General features: G+C 69.4%; 18 protein-coding genes and 3 pseudogenes. 18 read left to right on the plus strand and 3 right to left on the minus strand.

The window, feature by feature from the left end; all coding sequences use genetic code 11:
- Positions 1 to 46 precede the first annotated feature (46 nt).
- The 6 genes from ABZ478_RS04355 (at position 47) to ABZ478_RS04380 (ending at position 7,988) form a co-directional block, all read left to right on the plus strand.
- On the plus strand, positions 47 to 1,366 hold the full coding sequence (locus ABZ478_RS04355; RefSeq protein WP_359545245.1) for a DUF6716 putative glycosyltransferase: 1,320 nt from the start codon (positions 47 to 49) through the stop codon (positions 1,364 to 1,366).
- 32 nt (positions 1,367 to 1,398) lie between these two features.
- Positions 1,399 to 2,715 carry an N-acylneuraminate cytidylyltransferase gene (locus ABZ478_RS04360; RefSeq protein ID WP_359545246.1) on the plus strand — a complete coding sequence of 439 codons (1,317 nt, stop codon included), beginning with the start codon at positions 1,399 to 1,401 and terminating at the stop codon, positions 2,713 to 2,715.
- Positions 2,716 to 2,729: 14 nt separating this feature from the next.
- Positions 2,730 to 3,668: an N-acetylneuraminate synthase family protein gene (locus ABZ478_RS04365; protein ID WP_359545248.1), complete on the plus strand. Its 939-nt coding sequence runs from the start codon at positions 2,730 to 2,732 to the stop codon at positions 3,666 to 3,668.
- A 49-nt stretch (positions 3,669 to 3,717) separates the two neighbouring features.
- Complete coding sequence (locus ABZ478_RS04370) at positions 3,718 to 4,866, plus strand: hypothetical protein (protein ID WP_359545250.1); 1,149 nt, start codon at positions 3,718 to 3,720, stop codon at positions 4,864 to 4,866.
- 162 nt (positions 4,867 to 5,028) lie between these two features.
- Positions 5,029 to 7,089 (plus strand): restriction endonuclease, encoded by a 2,061-nt coding sequence (locus ABZ478_RS04375; protein ID WP_359545251.1) that lies wholly within the window; start codon positions 5,029 to 5,031, stop codon positions 7,087 to 7,089.
- Positions 7,090 to 7,205: 116 nt separating this feature from the next.
- Positions 7,206 to 7,988 carry a hypothetical protein gene (locus ABZ478_RS04380; RefSeq protein WP_359545253.1) on the plus strand — a complete coding sequence of 261 codons (783 nt, stop codon included), beginning with the start codon at positions 7,206 to 7,208 and terminating at the stop codon, positions 7,986 to 7,988.
- Here ABZ478_RS04380 and ABZ478_RS04385 read toward each other — a convergent pair.
- Together ABZ478_RS04385 and ABZ478_RS04390 are read right to left on the minus strand one after the other, a co-directional pair.
- The gene (locus ABZ478_RS04385; RefSeq protein ID WP_359545255.1) at positions 7,985 to 8,191 is read right to left on the minus strand and encodes a DUF397 domain-containing protein; all 207 of its coding nucleotides are present in this window, start codon (positions 8,189 to 8,191) and stop codon (positions 7,985 to 7,987) included. The two genes, ABZ478_RS04380 and ABZ478_RS04385, sit on opposite strands and share 4 nt — an antisense overlap.
- Positions 8,188 to 9,039, minus strand: coding sequence for a helix-turn-helix transcriptional regulator (locus ABZ478_RS04390; protein ID WP_359545257.1), 852 nt, complete (start codon positions 9,037 to 9,039; stop codon positions 8,188 to 8,190). Before ABZ478_RS04390 ends, ABZ478_RS04385 begins: the two co-directional genes overlap by 4 nt.
- 202 nt (positions 9,040 to 9,241) lie before the next feature.
- Here ABZ478_RS04390 and ABZ478_RS04395 point away from each other — a divergent pair.
- The 6 genes and pseudogenes from ABZ478_RS04395 (at position 9,242) to ABZ478_RS04420 (ending at position 13,753) form a co-directional block, all read left to right on the plus strand.
- A pseudogene (locus ABZ478_RS04395) lies at positions 9,242 to 9,648 on the plus strand (ATP-binding protein).
- A gap of 36 nt (positions 9,649 to 9,684) precedes the next feature.
- Positions 9,685 to 9,957: pseudogene (locus ABZ478_RS04400) on the plus strand (hypothetical protein); the annotation flags it as partial.
- 660 nt (positions 9,958 to 10,617) lie between these two features.
- Positions 10,618 to 12,393, plus strand: a complete 1,776-nt coding sequence (ltrA, locus tag ABZ478_RS04405) for a group II intron reverse transcriptase/maturase (RefSeq protein WP_359545259.1) — start codon at positions 10,618 to 10,620, stop codon at positions 12,391 to 12,393.
- A 107-nt stretch (positions 12,394 to 12,500) separates the two neighbouring features.
- Positions 12,501 to 13,121 (plus strand): annotated as a pseudogene (locus ABZ478_RS04410) (hypothetical protein); the annotation flags it as partial.
- Positions 13,122 to 13,146: 25 nt separating this feature from the next.
- Entirely contained in the window at positions 13,147 to 13,392 is a 246-nt protein-coding gene (locus ABZ478_RS04415; protein WP_359545261.1) for a hypothetical protein, read from the plus strand.
- A 34-nt stretch (positions 13,393 to 13,426) separates the two neighbouring features.
- Entirely contained in the window at positions 13,427 to 13,753 is a 327-nt protein-coding gene (locus tag ABZ478_RS04420; RefSeq protein ID WP_359545263.1) for an antibiotic biosynthesis monooxygenase, read from the plus strand.
- A 13-nt stretch (positions 13,754 to 13,766) separates the two neighbouring features.
- Here the strand turns inward: ABZ478_RS04420 and ABZ478_RS04425 are convergent, their stop codons facing one another.
- Positions 13,767 to 14,279 (minus strand): hypothetical protein, encoded by a 513-nt coding sequence (locus tag ABZ478_RS04425; RefSeq protein WP_359545264.1) that lies wholly within the window; start codon positions 14,277 to 14,279, stop codon positions 13,767 to 13,769.
- 592 nt (positions 14,280 to 14,871) lie between these two features.
- Here ABZ478_RS04425 and ABZ478_RS04430 point away from each other — a divergent pair.
- From ABZ478_RS04430 to ABZ478_RS04455, 6 genes are all read left to right on the plus strand, one after another.
- The gene (locus ABZ478_RS04430) at positions 14,872 to 16,095 is read left to right on the plus strand and encodes an amidohydrolase (protein ID WP_359545266.1); all 1,224 of its coding nucleotides are present in this window, start codon (positions 14,872 to 14,874) and stop codon (positions 16,093 to 16,095) included.
- 288 nt (positions 16,096 to 16,383) lie between these two features.
- The gene (locus ABZ478_RS04435) at positions 16,384 to 17,439 is read left to right on the plus strand and encodes a BMP family ABC transporter substrate-binding protein (protein WP_359545267.1); all 1,056 of its coding nucleotides are present in this window, start codon (positions 16,384 to 16,386) and stop codon (positions 17,437 to 17,439) included.
- Positions 17,440 to 17,638: 199 nt separating this feature from the next.
- Positions 17,639 to 19,165 carry an ABC transporter ATP-binding protein gene (locus tag ABZ478_RS04440; RefSeq protein WP_359545873.1) on the plus strand — a complete coding sequence of 509 codons (1,527 nt, stop codon included), beginning with the start codon at positions 17,639 to 17,641 and terminating at the stop codon, positions 19,163 to 19,165.
- Positions 19,162 to 20,289: an ABC transporter permease gene (locus ABZ478_RS04445; protein ID WP_359545269.1), complete on the plus strand. Its 1,128-nt coding sequence runs from the start codon at positions 19,162 to 19,164 to the stop codon at positions 20,287 to 20,289. The genes ABZ478_RS04440 and ABZ478_RS04445 overlap by 4 nt, the downstream gene beginning before the upstream one ends.
- Positions 20,289 to 21,578: an ABC transporter permease gene (locus tag ABZ478_RS04450; protein ID WP_359545271.1), complete on the plus strand. Its 1,290-nt coding sequence runs from the start codon at positions 20,289 to 20,291 to the stop codon at positions 21,576 to 21,578. Before ABZ478_RS04445 ends, ABZ478_RS04450 begins: the two co-directional genes overlap by 1 nt.
- A complete protein-coding gene (locus ABZ478_RS04455; RefSeq protein WP_358936279.1) occupies positions 21,575 to 21,982 on the plus strand; it encodes a cytidine deaminase in 408 nt (135 codons plus the stop codon). Before ABZ478_RS04450 ends, ABZ478_RS04455 begins: the two co-directional genes overlap by 4 nt.
- The last annotated feature ends 9 nt before the right edge of the window (positions 21,983 to 21,991 follow it).

The following is a 21,991-nucleotide window of genomic DNA, read 5'->3' on the forward strand; positions in this document are numbered from 1 at the left end:
ATTCGGGTTGGGCGGAACCTCTCAATGCCTTCCTAGCGTCTTCGACGTGCCAGCAAGTGCAACGAAGTCCCTGCGGATCGCCGTCCTGGCGGACTCCGACACCCGGTGGAAATGGGGCGCGCTCACCGCGCAGCGACTCACCCCCACCGGTGCCGACGTCCGGCTCGACGGCTACCTCCTGCGCGGACGAGCCACCCCCACCGCCCGCCAGCTCCGGGAGGTCGGCGTCCGCGCCGACTCCCTCAGCGAGGTCACCGGCGTCCAGTTCCTGCGCGCGATGAGCGACAGCGACGAGGAGCCGTACGACATCCTCGTCCTCGCACTGGTCGGCGGCGGTGTGCAGGCGATGCTGCACGGGCTGCGCAACGCCTGGGCCTCGGGCAGGCGCCCCGTCGTCGTCACCGGATACGTCGGTGTCGTCTACGAGAAGCTCGCCGACGGACTGCTGCTGCGCCACGGAGCCGACCTCGTCCTCGCCAACTCGGCCCACGACGCGGACCGCTTCCGGGCCGTCTACGAAGGGGTCGGCGCCGACGCCTCCGCGGTCACCGAGGTCGCGCTGCCCTTCCTCGGCGGGGAGCCCTACGCCGGCGAACACGACCCGTACACCGTGGTGTTCGCGGCCCAGCCCTCCGTCCCGGACAGCCGCCGGGACCGCACCTACCTGCTGAACCGGCTCATCGAGCACGCCCGCAGGCACCCCGAGCGCGAGGTGCTGCTGAAGCTGCGCTCCAAGCCCGGCGAACACACCACCCACATCGAGGAACTGCCGTACCAGAAGCTGGTCCAGGGCATGGCGCCGCCCGCCAACTTCCGCCTGGTGTACGGGCACATGGGCGAGGTGCTGGACCGCACCGACCTGCTGGTCACGATCAGCTCCACGGCCGCCCTCGAAGCCCTGCACCGGCGCATCCCCACGGTCGTCCTGACCGACCTGGGCGTGCGCGAGGTGCTCGGCAACCACCACTTCACCGGCTCCGGCTGCCTCGCCTCCTGGGACCAGCTCGACGCCGGCCACCGCCCGGCCGTCGACCCGCGGTGGCCGGCCCGGCAGGGCGTCTCGGCCGAAGGCTCCTACGAGACCGCCTTCGACACCGCCCGCGAACGCATCACCAAGCTGCTGGACCGGCCCGGCGCCCTGCCGCCCCTGAACCCCTACTACACACCCGAGACCGCGCCCGGCTACCTGCCCGGCATCCTCGCCCGCCACCACCTCGGCCCCGACGGCGCCCCGCTGCCCGGCGCGCCCGCCGCCGACAAGGAGCCCGGACCCGTCCGCCAGATCGTGCGCCGGGCCGCCCGCGGCGCCTACCGCCACGGCGTGCAGCGAGTGGCCCCCGTCATCCGACGGATGGGGGACCTGTGAGCGGCCGGATCCCACGTCAAGGAGAGAACCCCATGCCCCACACGGAAGCGGAACCGGGCGCCTCGGTGCCCCGGGTGCTCGCGGTGATCCCCGCCCGCGGCGGCTCCAAGGGCGTGCCCGCGAAGAACCTCGCCCCGGTCGGCGGCATCCCGCTGGTCACCCGCGCGGTGCGCGAGTGCCGGGCGACCCGGCTGGTCACCGACGTCGTGGTCTCCACCGACGACCAGGCCATCGCCGCCGCGGCCCGCCAGGCCGGCGCCGAGGTCGTACTCCGCCCCGCCGCCATAGCCGGGGACACGGCGACCTCGGAGGCCGCCGTCCTGCACGCCATGGACGCGCACGAGGCCCTGCACGGCGCGGCCGTCGACGCCGTCCTGCTGGTGCAGTGCACCAGCCCGTTCCTGGTCCGCGAGGACGTGGACGCGGTCGCCGCCGCCGTCGTCGAGAACGGCGCCGACACCGCCGTGACCGTCGCCGCCTTCCACGGCTTCGTCTGGCGGGACGCGGCCGACGACCCGGTCACCGCCGGCACCGACCCGGCCGCCGCCGTCGGCGCCGCCCTGACGGCCGTCGACACCACGACGGTCTCCGGCACCACGACGGTCGGCGGCGGTTACGGCGTCAACCACGACAAGTCCTTCCGCCCCCGCCGCCAGGACCGCCCCCAGGACCTGCTGGAGACCGGCGCCGCCTACGCGATGGCCGCGACCGGCTTCCGCGAGCACCGGCACCGCTTCTTCGGCCACACCGAACTGGTCCGCACCGACCCGGCCCGGGTGCTGGAGATCGACGACCCGCACGATCTGGCCCGCGCCCGCGCCCTCGCCCCGCTCTTCGACGCGGACCGGCCCGGCGCCCTCCCCGCCTACGACGACATCGACGCCGTAGTCCTCGACTTCGACGGCACCCAGACCGACGACCGGGTGCTGATCGACTCCGACGGACGGGAGTTCGTCTCCGTGCACCGCGGCGACGGACTCGGCATCGCGGCCCTCCGCCGGAGCGGCCTGAAGATGCTGATCCTGTCCACGGAACAGAACCCGGTGGTCGCCGCCCGCGCCCGGAAGCTCAAGCTCCCGGTGCTGCACGGCATCGACCGCAAGGACCTCGCCCTCAAGCAGTGGTGCGAGGAGCAGGGCATCGCGCCGGAGCGCGTGCTCTACGTCGGCAACGACGTCAACGACCTCCCGTGCTTCGCCCTCGTCGGCTGGCCCGTGGCGGTCGCGAGCGCCCACGACGTCGTACGCGGCGCCGCACGCGCGGTCACCACCGTCCCCGGCGGTGACGGCGCGATCCGAGAGATCGCCAGCTGGATCCTCGGCCCCTCTCTCGATTCCCTCCCCAAGTAAGGACATCTCCTGCCATGAGCACCAACTCCCGCATCCGCACCTTCGGTACGCGCGAGGCCGGCCCGGGCCGCCCCGTATACATCTGCGGTGAGATCGGCATCAACCACAACGGTGAGCTGGAGAACGCCTTCAAGCTCATCGACGTGGCCGCCGAGGCCGGCTGCGACGCCGTGAAGTTCCAGAAGCGCACCCCGGAGATCTGCACCCCGCGCGACCAGTGGGACATCGAGCGCGACACCCCCTGGGGCCGGATGACCTACATCGACTACCGCCACCGGGTCGAGTTCGGCGAGGACGAGTACCGCCAGATCGACGAGTACTGCAAGAGCAAGAACATCGACTGGTTCGCCTCCCCGTGGGACACCGAGGCCGTCGCCTTCCTGGAGAAGTTCGACGTCCCCGCCCACAAGGTGGCCTCCGCCTCCCTCACCGACGACGAGCTGCTCCGCGCCCTGCGCGCCACCGGCCGCACGGTCATCCTGTCCTCCGGCATGTCGACCCCGAAGCAGATCCGCCACGCGGTCGAGGTCCTGGGCAGCGAGAACATCCTGCTCTGCCACGCCACCTCGACGTACCCGGCGAAGGCCGAGGAGCTCAACCTCCGCGTCATCAACACCCTGCAGGACGAGTACCCGAACGTCCCGATCGGCTACTCCGGCCACGAGACCGGCCTGCAGACCACGCTGGCCGCCGTCGCCCTCGGCGCCACCTTCGTCGAGCGCCACATCACCCTCGACCGCGCCATGTGGGGCTCCGACCAGGCCGCCTCCGTCGAGCCCCAGGGCCTCACGCGCCTGGTCCGCGACATCCGCACCATCGAGGCGTCCCTCGGCGACGGCGTCAAGAAGGTCTACGACTCCGAGATGGGCCCGATGAAGAAGCTGCGCCGCGTCACCGGCGTCGTCGCCGAGGCGGAGATCGCGGCGGCCGCGGGTGAGCCGGTCGCGGTCTGAGCACCCCGATCGCCCAACGGTTGCCCTGAGACGGGACGGTCGTACGCCGATGAGCCCCCGCGCCGGTCACACCGGCCACTCTGCCCGCACGCTCGCCTTCGTGGAGAGCCCGGTACAGCTGCTGAACGTACTGGAGTGGGCGCACCTGCACGGCCTGCAGGGCGCGCCACCGGACGCCCTGACGTCCGTGCCCGCGCAGATACGCCGGTCACCGGCCGGCGCTCCGCCACAGGCCGGCGCGGAGCTCACCCTCGTCGTGCTGTCCCCGACCGACCCCATGACCCGGGGCCAGCTCCGCCGCATGGCCGACCTGGCCCGGGACGAGGGGTACCGGGTGCGCTGGGAGGAGGCGCGGGGCGGCACGACCGCGCCCTTCCACACCATCGGCGGCCTGGCCGGCCCGCTGCGGCGCGCCGAGCGCATCGTCATGGGAGACCCCTTCTCCCGCTACGTGCAACTCCTCCTGACCATCACCCGGGCCCGCGATCTGGTCGTCGTCGACGACGGCACCGCGACCATGGAGTTCGTCGCCCAACTGGCCCGCGGCGAGCGCCTGGTCCGCTGGCACCGCAAGGGCGGCCGCCCCGGCCCCCGCGACCTGCTCTTCGCCCCGGTCTCCTCCTCGGCCCGCCGCCGCCTCACCCCGAGCGAGCACCGCCGTGTCGAGGTCTTCTCCTCCATGCCGGTGACCGAGACCCCGGACGGCGTCACGGTCACCGCCAACGACTTCGCCTGGACCCGCGCCCGCTTCGGCCCCCCGCGCATCACCACGAGCGCCGACATGGTCGGCACGTCCCTGGTCGAGACCGGCGTGGTCGACGGCGACCGCTACCTGGCCGCCGTCCAGTCCCTGGCCAGGGCCCACGGAGCCACCCGCTACTTCGCCCACCGCCGCGAGAGCACCGACAAACTCCACCGCCTCGCCACGGACACGGGCCTGGAGATCGTCCGCCCCGACCTCCCGCTGGAACTCATCGCCCGCCGGGGCCCCATCGGCCGCACCATCCTCAGCTTCCCCTCCACCGTCGTCCACACCCTGCCGTTGGCCCTGGCCGGCACCGGCGTCCGCGTGGCGGTCTGCGACATCGACCCCACCTGGCTCACGGAGACCGCCTCCCCCCGCGCCCAGGGGTTCCTGTCGGGGGTCACCGGAACGGCGCGGGACGTGCACCGGCTGGCGGCGGTGGGGTTGGCCTGAGCACGAGGCACGCCCCTCCCCACCGTGATGTCTCCGCTGCCGGCCCGTGACGACGGGGCGGACGCTGCCTGACGCGGCAGTAAAGTCTTCACGTTACAACTGGTTGTGGGGACAACCAGTGCGCCTTTCGGCTGCCGACGTCCTGGGGAGGGTTTGCAGCACATGAGTCGTCGCTCAACCGGTTTTGCGGGTGTCTGGGCTGAAATGCAACGGCAGCAGCAGCGCCAACTGGAGGCAGAAGCCCGACGGCGCCGACAGCAGGAACAGCAGGCGCGGGCCTACCAGCGGCGAGCCGCCCAGAGCCACCGCGAGTACCGGCAGGCGGAGGCCCTCCGGCGTACGGAGGAACTGGACGCACAGGTCGCCGCGCTGCAAGGACTTCTCGCCTCGGGCTGCCGGGCACCGGCCTTCCGGGCCGACTCCCTCATGCGACCCGAGGAGATCCAGCCCTTCTCGCCAGGACCGTTGGCGCAGCCGGTGCCGATGCCGCATTTCGACCACTACCAGACACAGGGCGGCTGGACCGCCGGCCGCCGTGCCCAGGCGCAGGCCGAAGCCCGGGCGCGCTTCGAACGCGACTGGCAGGCCGCCCAGGCCGCGGAGCTTCACCGGCAGCAACAGCTGGCGTCGTACCAGCTGCAGTACCAGCAGTGGGCTGATGCCCAGCTGGCCGATGTACGAAGGCACAACGCCGGCGTCGTCGCGCTGACCGAGGGTGTGGGACGCCACGACCCCGATTCCGTGATCGAGTACTTCTCCGCCGCCCTCTACGCCTCGACGGCATGGCCGGAGGGCCTCCCACGTCAGGTGGCGGCGGCTTACGACCCGGCGGCCCGGCAGCTCGTACTGGACTGGGAGCTGCCCGCCTACGGCATCGTGCCGGAGGTCAAGGCCGTCCGGTACGTGTCCGGGACCGACCAGGACAAGGAGACACCCCGCCCGGTGGGCCAGCGCCGTGCTCTGTACCGGGAGGCCCTCGCCCAGTGCATGCTGCTCGTACTGCACGAGCTCTTCGCCGCCGACGAGCTGGGCGCGCTCGAGTCGGTGGCCCTGAACGGCTTCGTCGACGGGCACGACCCCATGACGGGCCGGCCGGGCCAGATCTTCCTCGCGACGGTCATGGCGTCCCGCGCTTCGTTCGGCGACCTGCACCTGGCACAGGTGGACGCGTGCAGTTGCCTGGGCGACGCCCTGCGCGGGCAGCTCTCGGCCCGACCGGACCAGCTCGCGGCGGTACGGCCGGGCAGGCGGCCGCAGGACGTCGGGAACCGGGTGGTCGCCCACGGCGGCGACGAGGAGCCGGACCTGTTCGCCATGGACCCCATCGCCTTCGAGAACCTCGTCGCCGACCTCTTCCGGGCCATGGGGATGCAGGCCGTCACCACCCAGCGCTCCAACGACGGCGGCGTCGACGTCGACGCGCTGGATCCGGCACCGATCCGGGGCGGCAAGATCGTCGTACAGGTGAAGCGCTACCGGAACACGGTGCCGCCCACCGCCGTGCGTGATCTGTACGGAACCGTGCAGGACGTCGGCGCCAACAAGGGCGTCCTCGTGACGACGTCACGGTTCGGCCCCGGCTCGCACACCTTCGCCAACGGCAAGCCGCTGGAGCTCGTCTCGGGCCCCGAACTCGTCGACCTGCTGCATCGCCACGGGCTGGGCGGGCGGCTGGGCGAGGGCGACCGGTCAGCCGCGGCACAACCGGCGCCTCTCGGGCCGGACACCCGGCTGCCCGACGACTACAACGTCCTGGGCATGTCGTGGACCGGGAGTGTCGCCCTGGACGTGTGCGCTCTTGTCTGCCGTGGCAACAGCGTCCTCAGCGACGATCACTTCGTCTTCTTCAACAACCCCCGGACGCCGGACGGCTCGGTACGCGCTCTTCCCGCCACCGCACCCGACAAGGTCGCGATCTGTGTCTCCTTCGACGCGCTGCCGGACGAGGCCGACCGGTTCGTACTCGTGGCCGCGATCGATCCGAGTGCCGACCCGGCCGCCGACCTCTCCGGCTTCACGGACGCCCGCATCAGGCTTCTCGATCCACGAACGACCGAGCTGGGCCGCCTGGAGGTCTCGGACGGGCGGCCGCACGAGACCGCCCTGGTCCTCGGCTCGTTCCGGCGCAGATCCAGCGGCGACTGGGACTTCGTCCTGGGCGGCAAGGGCTACACGGGAGGCCTGGAGGAACTCGTGCGGGACTTCGGCATCGACGTGGAGTAGGCCGATACCCGTTCGCTCCCGGCCAGGGACGGTGCGGCGAGGGGCGGGGGCAGGAAGGCGGGCCTCGACCGGTGACGCGGATTCCCCGAGCCGGTCCGGTCGCGGCCCTCTTACCCTTGAACCAAGGCGCAGGCCACAACCTCGCCGGGGTGATGGAGATGCTCGACCTTTCCTCCGCGCTGTCCGATGTCCCGCCCCGCCGGGGCCGGGCTTCTTGGCCCCGTCACGAGTACGTCAAGGGCTGGGGCGTCTTCGGACTGCCCTTCGACTCCGGGCACGTCCTCGCCCTGCGCGTCTTCCCGGAGAACTGCTTCGGCCCCTACCGCACACTGTGGCACCGCGACCCGAGCGGCAGCTGGTCGATCCATGTCGACGGGCCGCGGCTGGACACCGCATGCCCCAGGTACTACGGCGCCGCCTGCGACCACACCGGCTACGCCCGGATCGCGATCACGTGGACGGGCCCCGCCACCTTGCGGGTGACGATGGATTCCCCCGCCGTGGACTGGACCCTCACCGCCTCCGCGACACGACTCCTCGGTCTGCTCAACGACATCAGCGGGGCGCTGCCACTCGCCACCTGGCGCCCTCGGACTCTGGTGCGGGCTCGCGAGCGCCTGGCCCACGCGCTGGGACTGGGGGAGATCCGGCTGTCCGGCACGATGCCGAGCGGCCACACCGGCACGCTCATGCCCCAGCGGATGTACTTCGTCGACGACTCACACGCCGTATTCGACGGTGTCGACCTCGGGCGCCCGGCCCGGCTCACGGAGAACCCGCGCATCGGTGACGTACCCCTGCCGGCCCGCGGCGTGCTGGCCGTCGGCCAGGCGGCATGGGAGATCCTCGACCCGGCGGAGTACGAACGCACCCGGAGGGAGACCGCCCGGGATCTCTAGCGGGGCCGTTCACCCTTCACGGTCTCGATGAAGGGGCTGAAGGCGTCGGGCGTGAAGGTGAGGGTGCCTGTCAACGGGTTCTTGGAGTCACGGACAAGTATGCGTGTGGGGCACGCGGCGATCTCCACGCAGTTGTTGCCGTCGCCGCCGCCGGAGTATGACGACTTCCGCCAGTTGTAGGAGGTGTTCACGGTGGGCCTCACAGCTCCTTGGCCAGTCTGAGGACGAAGTCACGCGAACGCGTGGGATCGAGCGACGCTGCCTCCACTCTATGGAAGAGCGTTCGAAACACTTCGAGCTGGGCCTCGGAGTCAATGAAACCTGTGCCGTGTGGCGCGTCGCGTACTGCCGTGTCCAGCTTTGGTACGGCGCCACCCGACAGCATCATGGGGCCCCAGGAGCCGCCGAAGCCGTCCAGATCGAAGGGAACGACCCGCACGGTCACGTGTTCCGCTTCGGAGAGTTCCATGACGCGGAACAGTTGGGCACGCGAGGCGGCACGGTCACTGAGTCTGATACGCAGTGCGGCCTCGTGGATGATCGCCTCGTACGGAGTGGGATCCGGCCCCGTGATGATCGCTTTGCGCTGCATGCGATGACGGACGCGCAGGTCGCGATCCTCTTCGGGGAGTTCGGGGATTCTGGAGGAGAACGCAGCCCGGGCGTATTCGGGTGTCTGGAGCAGGCCAGGTACGAACAGGAACTCAACGTCGCGTCGGTACGTCGCGTGGTGCTCAAGTTCAGCGATGTCGAGGAACGGTGTGGGCAGCAGTTCGCGGTACTCCTCCCACCAGCCCTTCGTGCGATCCGTCGCCATCGCTACCAGGGCGTCGATCAACTCTTCATCGGAGCAGCAGTAGTTGGTGGCGAGACGACGTAGCCGTTTTTCGCTCACGCCCGCGAGGGCGGACTCGATCTGGCTGATCTGCGCTGAACTCACCCCGAGCAGAGTCGCTGCTTGGCGAGCCGTGAGACCTGCCGCGTCGCGGAGTCTGCGCAACTCGACCGCCAGCCGGGACTGACGTGCAGTCGGCTCACTCCGCAAGGCCATGGCCTCTCCCCTCAACCTGTCCGTGAAGGCCGCTAGTTCGGGTGTCAGGTTACGTGAACGGCTTGCAAGACTTAAAAATCAAGGTCTACCGTCAGTGACGCAACGCGCACGCAGCGGAAGTGCACCGCATCGTCCCGCCATGACGACTGCGGCATTGCCACCGCACGCCTTGAACCTCTCACCTCACCGGAGTCGATGAGTCATGCCCGAAACCTGGGACTACACGCTCTACATCCCCAACGACCTCAGAGCGGTGACGATCTCCCGCCGCACCCTGTGTCTGATTCTGACGATGCACGGTCTGATCGGCCTGGTCGAGACGGCCGAACTCCTGGCGACGGAGCTGGTGTCGAACGCGGTGCGGCACACGAAGGGGCCGGCCGCGCTCAGGGTGCGCCGTTCGGTGGAGGGGGCGGTGTGGATCGGGGCGTGGGACACGGACCCCGGTCCGCCGGAGCCGTTCCGGCCGCTGGCGGAGGTGGCCGAGCTGGGGGAGGGGGGCGGGGCCTGGCTCTGGTCAGGGCGTGCGCGGACTTCTGGGGCTGGCAGCCGTCGGCCAGGTTCGGGAACCGGGGTAAGTACGTGTGGTGCGAACTTGCGGCGGCCTAGCTCGTTGATCACGTCGACAGACAGAAGGGAGAGCCGATGGTCGGCTCGTCGCACGAGGCGCTGCACCGGATTTTCCAGAAGGACCCGACCCTGCTGACCCGCGCCTTACAGCGTGTGTTGCACGTGCCGTTTCCGGAGCCGAGGCAGATCGCGGCGCTGAACGTGGATCTGACCGAGATCGAACCGGTCGAGCGGCGTGTGGACACGCTGCTCCGGGCGGAGACGGACGAGGGTACGTACCTCTTCGTGATCGAGTCGCAGGGGAAGGTGGACGACCGCAAGAGGGGGAGCTGGCCCTACTACCTCTCCTACCGTGCGACACGATGTCGCTCCGTTTTGAGTAAGTGAGCCTGTATGAAGGGAAGTTGAAACAGGCGAACTTCGGGTCTGTACTCGGACCGGTCCCCGCGCTCACATGCGTCGCTGGTAACGGCGGGGTGTGAAGCTGAGCGTTCAAGCCCAAGGGTGCCCTGGCCATCTGGGAGCCACAGGTGAGGGGAAGGCTGGACGGATGAACGCAAGTGAACTCCTGTTGACGCCTCGTTAAGGTAAGGCCGTGCGATGGCACGCATGCGACGGTCAAATGGATCAGGCGCTGAAATGCGCCGGGCGAGCTCTGGGGTGGTATGTCCAGAGTGTGAGTACCGCCGATCCCGGGGTAAAGGGAGCATCCTCCCCAGCCGCATCTCAATGGAGCGGAACGTGGAAACCCCGTCGGGGTCCGGGTAAATGTCCGGTAGGCCGACCGTAAGGAAGGCTCAACTCCCTGGCGGGAACAGGATGATCCAAGAAGCGAAGGTCGACGGGCCGAAAGGCCGGAGGAAAGCCGAGAAGATTCTTCACCTTCCCGGTATAACTCGTCGGATACGGGTCCGAGTGACCCGACTCGAAAGGGTGCCCACGTGGATCAGGTGAGCCTTTGAAGAGCTCTGTACATGGCGATGGAACCGAAGGGCAAGTTGGACACCAATGGCAGAAATGATGGAATCGGCCCCGGTCGGTCCCTGTGCGTCACTGGTGAACGGACCGGAGGGCGTTTCTTCCTCTTTCGACTGGCACAGCATCGACTGGGCTTCGTGTGAGGAAAACGTACGGCGTCTACGGCAGAGGATCTTCAAGGCAACGCGGGAAGAGGACTGGAAGAAGGTCCGGAGCCTGCAGAAACTCATGCTGCGAAGTCTCAGCAACACGCTGGTGAGCGTGAAGCGGGTGACGCAGCAGAGCAGCGGCCGCAAGACGGCTGGCATTGACGGGGAACGAGCCCTCACGCCGCGAGCGCGGGGGACGTTGGCGGCTGAAATCCATCAGTCGTCCAAGCCTTGGCAGGCCAAGCCGGTCAAGCGGGTGTTCATCCCGAAGAGCAATGGAAAGCAGCGCCCACTGGGAATTCCGGTCATCCGTGACCGGGTCTCACAGGCCCGAGTGAAGAATGCGCTTGAGCCGGAGTGGGAGGCACGGTTCGAACCGAAGTCGTACGGGTTCCGGCCCGGCCGAAGCTGTCAGGACGCCATTGGAGCGATCTACGTAACCGCGCGGGGAACGTCTCCTAAGCGGTTGTGGGTCCTGGATGCCGATCTGTCAGCAGCGTTCGACCGCATCGACCACGGCCATCTGATGTCCTCGCTCGGTCAGTTCCCGGCCAGGGATCTTGTCGAGGGTTGGCTGAGGGCAGGCGTGATCGACAAGGGCAGGTTCGCTCCGACCGACGAGGGGACACCTCAAGGTGGAGTGATCAGCCCCGTACTGCTGAACATCGCTCTGCATGGGATGGAACAGGCCGCGGGGTGCCGGTACAGACAGCGTGCGAATGGCGTGCTGCGTTCTGTGGAGGGCGCTCCGGTGCTGGTGAGATACGCCGATGACTTCGTCGTGCTCGGGCACAGCGAAGCTGAAGTGCGCCAGGTCAAGCAGCGTTTGAAAGAATGGCTGGAGCCGAGAGGGCTGCACTTCAATGAGGAAAAGACGCAGATCGTCCACCTCGCGAAGGGCTTTGACTTTCTCGGATTCACCATTCGGCGAACATGTGGAAGCCTGATTGTCAAGCCAAGCGCTACGGCCTGCGCGAGACTCCGGGAGAGGCTGCGGTCTGAAGTGAAGGCCCTGAATGGGGCCAACGCGGAAGCCCTCATGCAAAAGCTCGTCCCGATTATTCGCGGATGGGCTGCCTACTACCGGGGGGTGGCGTCCAGCAAGACCTTCAACTCGCTGGACAACTACATGTGGCGACTGACCTGGACATGGGCCAGACGTCGTCACCCCGGAAAGTCAAGGCACTGGGTCGCGGCCCGGTACTTCGACAGATTCCATTCGACCAGGGAGGACAGATGGGTGTTCGGGGACCGTGACAGCGGCGCCTTCCTCCCGAAGTTCTCCTGGACGAAAATCATCCGTCACTACGTAGTCCAGGGTGCGGCATCTCCTGATGACCCCTCCCTCCAGGACTACTGGCGGGAGCGCCGTCGGAAGAAGGCGGCGCCCCCTATGGACAAGACGAGTCTTGTCCTGGCTGTGAGACAGAAAGGGCTCTGCCCGCTCTGTCGGCAATCGCTCATCGCCGGCGCCGAATACGAACCAGACAGTCCACGAGAGTGGATCAACTGGTTCGCGGCATCGAAGAAGGCGCTGCACAAGCACCACTTCACCTACCGGCGAGACGGTGGCTCGGATGAAAGGAAGAACCTCCGTCTCGTGCACTCCGAATGCCATCGCCAGCACCACGCTGGAGATGGGAAACGGACCGCATGAACTGCTTTTCCGCGCAGCCCTCGTGGCTTGCTTGAGCCGGATGCGGTGAAAGCCGCACGTCCGGTTCTGAGGGGGCCGGGGCCCAGCAATGGGCTCCGGCTACCCGACTTTACGAAAAGTACCGCTGTGAGCCGGTGCTCATCGTCGTCACGCAGAACAGTGCCACCGCGAAGTGGGCTTCGCGCCCGATCCGGCTGGGGTTCCGCGACTGGCACTCGCTGACGGTACGGCCGCTTGTGCTGGGCCCGGACAACGTGCCGGTGATCGCGGACGAGCAGTCGGCCGCGAGGGACGTACCCATTGCGGTGCTTTCCGTGATGACACACGGGCGTGGCCCGCAGGCCCCGGCCATACTGGGCTCCGTGGCCACCGCCCTGCGGACCATCGATGAGGAAACCGCCGCGGTCCTCGCGCAGTTCGTCGACTCCTGCCTGGCCGACCCCCAGGCGAAGCAGATGTGGAGGGACCTGATGACAGCGACTCAGTACTTCTGGCGACACCCGCTGGCCGAGCAGGTGCGCGAAGAAGGCCGCGAAGAGGGCCGCGAAGAGGGGAGGGTCGAGGCCAAGGCCGAGATGGTGCTCCACATGCTGCAGTGGCGCGGCATCGAGGTGCCCCATGCCGTACGCGAGCGGGTGAACGCCTGCACCGACCTGGACCAGCTCGAAGTGTGGGCCCAGCGGGCGATGCGTGCCGAGGACGCGGCGGAGCTGTTCACCGCGGACTGAAGTAGAGGTCGACGGGGAGGACCTGATGACAGCGACTCAGTACTTCTGGCGACACCCGCTGGCCGAGCAGGTGCGCGAAGAAGGCCGCGAAGAGGGGAGGGTCGAGGCCAAGGCCGAGATGGTGCTCCACATGCTGCAGTGGCGCGGCATCGAGGTGCCCGATGCCGTACGCGAGCGGGTGAACGCCTGCACCGACCTGGACCAGCTCGAAGTGTGGGCCCAGCGGGCGATGCGTGCCGAGGACGCGGCGGAGTTGTTCGCCGGGGAGTGAGCGGGGGGCGCAGGGCCGGGGCAGGATAGGCGGCATGAGCGTAGTGAAGATCAATGTGCTGTCCGTCCCGACCGAGCAGCGGGAGACGCTGGAGAAGCGGTTCGCGTCGAGGGCGCACGCCGTGGAGAACTCCGACGGGTTCGAGTGGTTCGAGCTGCTGCGGCCGGTCGAGGGCACCGACCAGTACCTCGTCTACACCCGGTGGCGGGACGAGGAGTCGTTCCAGGCCTGGATGGAGGGGCCGATGAAGTCGGCCCACCAGGGCGGCGGCGAGGGCGGCGAGCGGCCGAAGCCCGCCGCCTCCGGGTCCACCCTGTGGTCCTTCGAGGTCGTCCAGCAGGCCGAGCCCAAGGGCGCCTGACCGCCGCAGCCGGTCAGAGCGATCCGGTCGTCGCCGTAGGGGGCTCCTCCTGCGGCGGCGTGCCTCTGGCGATGGTCATCGACCAGTGCACGGATGGCGGAGCCTCGACCGAGGCCACGCCGCCGGCTCGCGCGGCGGTGACGTTCACCTGGTTGTAGATGGTGCTGGGCCGGTCGGCGCGGCACCTCAGGGGGAAGGCGACGTGGACGGGGCGCACGGCGATCCTCATGCGGCCCGTGCCCTGACAGCGCACCGCGATGATCAGGGCGTCACCCTTGCGGCCCTCGCCGAAGGCGATGCTCGCGTTCCCCGTGGTCATCCCTTGGCGGCCGGCCAGGGTCTCGTCGGCGTCCAGTTCCGGAGGTCCCTGGGGCGCCGGCACCGTGCTGCTGTGCGGTGCCGGCGCCGACGCTGCCGTTGCGGGACCCTGCCTCGGCGCGTCGCCGTGGTCCGCGGTGCAGCCCGTCAGCGGGACGAGCAGCGCGGTGCACGCGACGGTCAGGCCCGCGAGGGTCCGGAGGGGCATGTCGGCTCTCCCAGGTAGCGGCACGATTGCGGCCGGTGGCTGACCGGATCATGGCAGTGCCGGCGGGCGGACCGTGGGCCTCCGGAGCTTCTCTGAGCAAGATGTGAGCTTCGTCGGGGCCGGCCCGCCCCGATGGACCCGATCAGTCCAGCGGGGCTCACCCCGGCCGGCGCGCCGGCCGGAAGGCGCGGGGGCGGTCTCCTCGTCCTGGGGCTCGCGGACCGCCGTTGCCACCGGGTCCAGGCCCGCGCCCGTGGGCGCGAGAGGGTGGGACAGGCCGTGCGGACAACGGGACACGCGGTCCTTGGCGATCGTGTCGTAGGAGGAGCCGGCGGTCTGCGGGAAGTCCGCGTTCGAGTCGCTCACGGCGCCGCACCCTACCGACCGGGACCGCGTCCGCTCGGCGGACTGGGGGAGCGTGAGGATGGTGATGCGTGGTATGCGTGGAGGAAGGAAACAGAGATTTTACCCATCGAAGTCCGCCGCCATGCGTCCGCCGGTCCGATTTTCTTCCCCTAACGGGCTGAACTTTTGTTGATCCGGAGTCAGTTGGCCGGTCGGGCGTCCTACCCTTCAGAGGGTGAAGCAATTGATGTCCCGAGAGTCCGAGGCCAAACTGCCCGAGGGTGTGCTCCCCGGCGTGCTCAGCGAGTCCCTGCACGCCGAACTGGTCGCGTTCCGCCGTGACCTCCACATGCACCCCGAGCTGGGCAACCAGGAGTTCCGTACGACCGCCGCGATCAAGGAGCGGCTGGAGCAGGCCGGGCTCAGGCCCCGCGTCCTCGCCACCGGAACCGGACTCGTCTGTGACATCGGTCTGCCCGAGGGGCAGCGGCCCACCGTGCCGATGCTCGCCCTGCGCGCGGACATCGACGCCCTGCCCATCCCGGACACCAAGGCCGACTGCCCGTACCGGTCCACCGTGCCCGACCGGGCCCACGCCTGCGGTCACGACGTGCACACCACCGTGGTGCTCGGCGCCGGTCTCGTCCTCGCCGACCTGGCGGCCAAGGGGCTGCTGTCCCGCGCGGTGCGGCTGGTCTTCCAGCCCGCCGAGGAGGTGCTGCCCGGCGGCGCGCTCGTCGCGATCGGGGACGGGGCGCTGGACAACGTCGGCCGGATCCTCGCCGTGCACTGCGACCCCAAGGTCGAGGCCGGCCGGATCGGGCTGCGGCACGGGCCCATCACCAGCGCCTGCGACCGGCTGGAAGTCGCCCTCGACGGGCCCGGCGGGCACACCGCCCGCCCGCATCTGACCACCGACCTGGTCACGGCGGCCGCCCGCGTCGCGATCGACGTGCCCGCGCTGGTCGCCCGCCGTGTCGACACCCGCGCCGGTCTCGCCGTCACCTGGGGCCGGATCGAGTCGGGCCATGCCCCGAACGTCGTACCGCAGCACGCCGAGCTGTCCGGCACCGTGCGCTGCCTGGACCTGGACGCCTGGCGGGACGCGCCGGACATCGTGCACGCGGCCATCGACGAGATCGCGACGCTGCACCGCGCCAAGTCGGAGATCAACTACGTGCGGGGCGTGCCGCCGGTGGTCAACGACCGGGAGTCCGCCGAGCTGCTGCGCCGGTCGATGGTGGCCCGGCGCGGCCTGGAGTCGGTCGAGAGCACGGAGCAGAGCCTCGGCGGCGAGGACTTCTCCTGGTACCTGGAGAACGTGCCCGGCGCCATGGCCCGCCTGGGTGTGCGCACCCCCGGCGACCGGATGGTCCGGGACCTGCACCAGGGTGACTTCGACGCCGACGAGCACGCCATCACGGTCGGCGTGGAGATGTTCACGGCCGCCGCGCTGCTCGACGACATGTAGCCGGCCGAGGCGGCGAAGGGCGGCCCGGGGCGGCCGGGCCGCCCTGGGGCAACACACTCGTAAGCCAACCGTGCACTGTGCGCAACAACGGTGTGAGAGGTCCGGTACGCCGAGTTCAGGCGGTGTTTGCCTCGAATAGATAACGGCTTCGCGAGGGGGTTTTTTGCGACATCTACGCGCGTTACGATGCCGCGAAGCCGACGCCGTCGGGGCGTCTCGGCTCGAGCACCGATCCGGTGCTCACATCAAGCGCCGACAGGCGCTCAGGTCAGGTGAAGGAGCCTTCCCGTGCGCCGGGTAGCCAAGCTTTCCGCTGCGTGTGTCGCCACCGCAGCTCTCGCCCTCACTGCCACCGCGTGTGGCAGCACCTCCTCCGACAACGACAACTCGTCGTCCTCCTCCGGTGACGGCAAGGGCGTCAAGATCGGTCTCGCCTTCGACGTCGGCGGTCGTGGCGACCGCTCCTTCAACGACTCCGCCGCGCGCGGTGCCGACAAGGCGAAGAAGGAGTTCGGCGGCGAGATCAAGGAACTGACCGCGAAGACCTCGGACACCGAGGCCGACCGCGAGCAGCGCCTGTCGGACATGGCCGAGGCCGGGTACAGCCCGATCATCGGTGTCGGTTACGCGTACGCCGCCTCGATGACCAAGGTCGCGGCGAAGTACCCCAAGACGAGCTTCGGCATCGTCGACTCGGTGGTGGACGCCAAGAACGTCGACAGCATCACGTTCACCGAGGAGCAGGGCTCCTACCTGGCGGGTGTCGCCGCCGCGCTGAAGACGAAGAAGGACCACGTCGGCTTCATCGGCGGTGTCGACGTCCCGCTGATCAAGAAGTTCGAGGCGGGTTACGTCCAGGGCGTCAAGGACACCAACTCCAAGATCAAGGTCGACACCCAGTACCTGAGCCACGGCTCGGACACCTCCGGCTTCGCCAGCCCCGACAAGGGCAAGGAAGCCGCGCAGGGCATGCTGGACAACGGCGCCGACGTGATCTACTCGGCGGCCGGCTCCTCCGGCAACGGCGCGATCGAGGCCGTCAACGGCGTCAAGGGCGCCTGGGCGATCGGCGTGGACTCGGACCAGTACAGCATCCCGGGTCTGGCCAAGTACAAGAACTCGATCCTGACCTCGATGGTCAAGAACGTCGACCTCGGTGTCTACGACTTCGTCAAGTCCGTCCACGGCGGCAAGCCGTTGACGGGCACCAACACCTACTCGCTGAGCAAGGACGGCGTCTCGCTGTCCACCAGCGGTGGCTTCATCGACGACATCCAGGCGAAGCTGGACGCGGCGAAGAAGAAGATCGTCGACGGCTCCGTCAAGGTCAAGACCACCCCGTGACCTGACGGGTCCCGTGGGACCTGGGCTCGGCGCGGGGGCGGCTTCCGCAGCCCCCCGCCGAGCCATAACAATGTGTCAACTCTACGCGTGTAGCATTGAGTTGCCGCGCTAGCGTCGCCGACGCCTGCCCTCCCCCCGCAGCCCCTTTCCCCGAGGAGAGTGCGCCATCAACGCGTCCAGCCCTCCCGCTGCCGTCGAACTGCGCGGCATCACCAAGCGTTTCCCCGGCGTCGTCGCCAACCGCGACATCGACATCACGGTCCGCACGGGCACCGTACACGCCCTCTGCGGTGAGAACGGCGCCGGCAAGTCCACCCTGATGAAGATCCTCTACGGCATGCAGCAGCCGGACGAGGGCACCATCAAGGTCAACGGCGAACCGGTCACCTTCGGCAACCCCGGCGACGCCATCGCCCGCGGCATCGGCATGGTGCACCAGCACTTCATGCTCGCCGACAACCTCACCGTCCTCGAGAACGTCGTCCTCGGCGCGGAGAAGCTGTACGGCATCGGCGGCAAGGCGCGTACGAAGATCAAGGAGATCTCCGACGCGTACGGCCTGGGCGTGCGGCCCGACGTCCTCGTGGAGGCGCTCGGCGTCGCCGACCGCCAGCGCGTGGAGATCCTCAAGGTCCTCTACCGCGGCGCCCGGACCCTCATCCTGGACGAGCCGACCGCCGTGCTCGTGCCGCAGGAGGTCGACGCCCTCTTCGACAACCTCCGCGAGCTGAAGGCCGAGGGCCTCACGGTCATCTTCATCTCCCACAAGCTGGGCGAGGTGCTCTCCGTCGCCGACGAGATCACCGTCATCCGGCGCGGCACCACGGTCGGCACGGCCGAGCCGCGCAGCACCACCTCCAAGCAGCTCGCCGAGATGATGGTCGGCAGCGAGCTGCCGACGCCGGAGACGGAGGAGTCCACCGTCACGGACGTCCCCATGCTCACGGTGGACAAGCTGCACCTGGCCCAGACCGATCTCGACGGCGTCGAGCGGATCATCCTCGACGAGATCTCCTTCACCATCCACAAGGGCGAGGTCCTCGGCATCGCCGGTGTGGAGGGCAACGGCCAGTCCGAGCTGGTCGAGGCGATCATGGGCATGCGCAGCCCGGACGCCGGCGTCGTCACGCTGGACGGCGACGACATCTCCCAGACCCCCACCCGCCGCCGTCGCGAGGCCGGCGTCGGCTACATCCCCGAGGACCGCCACCGCCACGGCCTCCTCCTCGAGGCGCCGCTGTGGGAGAACCGCATCCTCGGCCACGTCACGGAGAAGCCCAACTCGCGCGGCGGACTGCTCGACATCAAGGCCGCCCGGACCGACACCGAGCGGATCGTCCGCGACTACGACGTCCGCACGCCCGGTATCGAGGTGACGGCGGCCTCGCTGTCCGGCGGCAACCAGCAGAAGCTGATCGTGGGCCGCGAGATGAGCCACGCCCCCAAGCTGCTCATCGCCGCCCACCCCACCCGCGGTGTGGACGTCGGCGCGCAGGCGGCCATCTGGGACCACATCCGGCAGGCCCGTCGCGCGGGCCTGGCCGTGCTGCTGATCTCCGCCGACCTGGACGAGCTCATCGGGCTCTCCGACACCCTGCGGGTGATGTACCGGGGCCGTCTGGTCGCCGACGCCGACCCCGCCACCATCACCCCCGAGGAGCTGGGCTCCGCCATGACGGGTGCGGCCTCCGGCCACCTGGAGCACACAGAGGACGACGAGCGATGAAGAAGCTGACCTCACGGATCGACAAGGAGCGGCTGCTCCTCGGGATCGCGGCGCCGCTGCTGGCGATCGTCGCCGCGCTCGTCGTCACCACCCTGGTGATCCTCGCCACCGGCAAGAACCCGGGCGACGCCTTCAGCGACATGGTGACCTACGGCTTCGCCAGCGACAGCCAGGTCTACATCCTGAACAAGGCGACGACCTACTACCTCGCGGGTGTCGCGGTGGCCATCGGCTTCCGCATGAACCTGTTCAACATCGGTGTCGACGGCCAGTACCGGCTCGCCGCGTTCATCGCGGCCGTCCTCGGCGGCGCGCTGACCGTGCCCGGCTGGATCGCCATCCCCCTGATCATCATCTGCGCGATGGCGACCGGTGCCCTGTGGGCGGCCATCGCCGGCGTGCTCAAGGTGACCCGCGGCGTCAGCGAGGTCATCTCGACGATCATGCTCAACTCGATCGCCACCGCGATCATCGCCTACCTGCTGCAGCCCGGGAAGCTCGGCCAGCTCGACCAGGCCGGCACACTCGTCTCCACCAAGCCGCTGCCGTCGTCCTCGTACTTCTTCAGCATCGACACCGGCCCGGCCGGCGTCCTGTGGGGCTTCGTCGTCATCGCCGTGGTCGTCGGAATCGGCTACTGGTTCGTGCTCGGCCGCACCCGGTTCGGCTTCGACCTGCGCACCGTCGGCCAGTCCGACACCGCCGCCGCCGCGAGCGGCGTCGGGGTGAAGAAGATGGTCGCCACCAGCATGATCATCTCGGGTGCGGTGGCCGGTCTGATCGGCATGCCGACCCTGCTCAACGACAGCCACCAGTTCAGCAACGACTTCCCGGCGGGCATCGGCTTCACCGGCATCGCCATCGCGCTGCTCGGCCGCAACAGCCCGATCGGCATCGCGCTCGGCGCCCTCCTGTGGGGCTTCCTGGAGCGCACCACCAACCACCTGGAGTTCCAGGGCTACGACAAGGAGATCCTCGGCGTGATCCAGGGCGTCATCGTCCTGTGCGTCGTGATCGCCTACGAGGTCGTCCGCCGCTACGGCCTCAAGCGCCAGCAGCAGCGGGTCGGCGCAGAACTCGCCGCCCAGGCCGCCGCTCCGACGAAGAAGCAGGAGGTGGCGTGATGACTGCCACGATGACCGACGCGCCGCCGCCCGCGGCGCCCAAGGCGGAGGGCGCGGCCGGCAAGCGCTCGGGCCGGTCGCTCGGCCAGATCCTCATGATCGTCGCGGGTGCGCTGCTCCTCGTGGCCGCGGTCCGCGTCATCACCGGCGCCGACCAGCTCACCTCCGAAGGACAGGTCGGTGCCGCCCTCGGCCTCGCCGTGCCCATCGGACTCGCCGGTCTGGCCGGTCTGTGGTCCGAGCGGGCCGGTGTGGTCAACATCGGCCTCGAGGGCATGATGATCCTCGGCACCTTCGGCGCCGGCTGGGTCGGCTGGCAGACCAACCCCTGGCTGGGCCTGCTGTGCGGCATCGGCTTCGGTGTCCTCGGCGGCCTGGTGCACGCCGTCGCCACCATCACCTTCGGCGTCGACCACATCGTCTCCGGTGTCGCGGTCAACCTGCTCGCGCTCGGCGCCACCCAGTACCTCGCCAAGCTCTTCTTCGCCGAGGGCAAGCCGGCCGAGGCGGGCGGCAACCCCAAGCAGTCCCCGCCCGTGGACTCGCTGCCCCACGTCACCGTGCCGGGCCTGTCCGACGCCCTGCAGACGGTCCAGAACCACCACTGGTTCCTCGTCTCCGACCTCGCGGGCATCGTCGGCGGTCTGATCACCGACCTGTCGGTGGTGACGATCCTGGCGGTGGTGCTGTTCGTCGGCAGCTGGTGGCTGCTGTGGCGGACCCCGTTCGGCCTGCGGCTGCGCTCCTGCGGTGAGAACCCGATCGCCGCCGAGTCGCTCGGCGTCAACGTCTACCAGTACAAGTACATGGCCGTGGCCGTCTCCGGCGGTCTCGCCGGCCTCGGCGGCGCGTTCCTCGCCCTGGTCACCTCCCACACCTACCTGGAGGGCCAGACCGGCGGGCGCGGCTACATCGGCCTCGCCGCGATGATCTTCGGCAACTGGCGGCCGGGCGGTCTGGCCATGGGCGCCGGCCTGTTCGGCTACTCCGACGCGCTGCAGCTGCGCAACGGCGGCACGACCGTGCACGCGCTGCTGCTCCTGCTGGTCGTCCTGCTCGTGGTCCTGGCCGGCTGGAAGCTGTACCGCTCCGCCGTCTGGCAGGGCGCGATCAGCCTCATCGTGGGCGGGCTCGTCCTGGCCTGGTACCTGCTCACCGACGAGGTCCCGAGCGACTTCGTGGGCGCCACGCCGTACGTCGTGACGCTGCTGGTGCTCTCGCTCTCCGCTCAGCGGCTGCGCATGCCCAAGGCGGACGGCATGCGGTACCGGAAGGGACAGGGCAAGTGACGGCCGCGCCGGACGCCGGCTTCGACTGGGAGCCGCTGCGCGCCGAGGCGCGGGAGGCCATGACCCACGCCTACGTCCCCTACTCGGGCTACCCGGTCGGCGTGGCCGCCCTGGTCGACGACGGGCGCACGGTCACCGGCTGCAACGTCGAGAACGCCTCCTACGGCCTCGGCCTGTGCGCCGAGTGCGGGCTCGTCTCACAGCTCCAGCGCACGGGCGGCGGCCGCCTCACGCACTTCACCTGCGTGGACGGCGAGGGCGCCCCGCTGGTGCCGTGCGGCCGCTGCCGCCAGCTCCTCTACGAGTTCGGCGGCCCCGGCCTGCTGCTGGACACTCCCGAGGGCGTCCTCCCGCTCTCCGAGATGCTGCCCCAGGCCTTCGGCCCGGGCCATCTCTCCAAGTAACTCCCCGTA

This window comes from Streptomyces sp. NPDC005706 (genome assembly GCF_040631045.1).
Lineage (GTDB): Bacteria > Actinomycetota > Actinomycetes > Streptomycetales > Streptomycetaceae > Streptomyces.

Bases quoted from the DNA above. Each gene is read 5' to 3' on its own strand.
- ABZ478_RS04445 (WP_359545269.1), top strand. From the start codon at position 19,162: ATGAAGAAGCTGACCTCACGGATCGACAAGGAGCGGCTGCTCCTCGGG.
- ABZ478_RS04375 (WP_359545251.1), top strand. From the start codon at position 5,029: ATGAGTCGTCGCTCAACCGGTTTTGCGGGTGTCTGGGCTGAAATGCAA.
- ABZ478_RS04450 (WP_359545271.1), top strand. From the start codon at position 20,289: ATGACTGCCACGATGACCGACGCGCCGCCGCCCGCGGCGCCCAAGGCG.
- ABZ478_RS04365 (WP_359545248.1), top strand. From the start codon at position 2,730: ATGAGCACCAACTCCCGCATCCGCACCTTCGGTACGCGCGAGGCCGGC.
- ABZ478_RS04420 (WP_359545263.1), top strand. From the start codon at position 13,427: ATGAGCGTAGTGAAGATCAATGTGCTGTCCGTCCCGACCGAGCAGCGG.
- ABZ478_RS04430 (WP_359545266.1), top strand. From the start codon at position 14,872: ATGTCCCGAGAGTCCGAGGCCAAACTGCCCGAGGGTGTGCTCCCCGGC.
- ltrA (WP_359545259.1), top strand. From the start codon at position 10,618: ATGGCAGAAATGATGGAATCGGCCCCGGTCGGTCCCTGTGCGTCACTG.
- ABZ478_RS04390 (WP_359545257.1), bottom strand. From the start codon at position 9,039: ATGGCCTTGCGGAGTGAGCCGACTGCACGTCAGTCCCGGCTGGCGGTC.
- ABZ478_RS04360 (WP_359545246.1), top strand. From the start codon at position 1,399: ATGCCCCACACGGAAGCGGAACCGGGCGCCTCGGTGCCCCGGGTGCTC.
- ABZ478_RS04425 (WP_359545264.1), bottom strand. From the start codon at position 14,279: ATGCCCCTCCGGACCCTCGCGGGCCTGACCGTCGCGTGCACCGCGCTG.
- ABZ478_RS04415 (WP_359545261.1), top strand. From the start codon at position 13,147: ATGACAGCGACTCAGTACTTCTGGCGACACCCGCTGGCCGAGCAGGTG.
- ABZ478_RS04370 (WP_359545250.1), top strand. From the start codon at position 3,718: ATGAGCCCCCGCGCCGGTCACACCGGCCACTCTGCCCGCACGCTCGCC.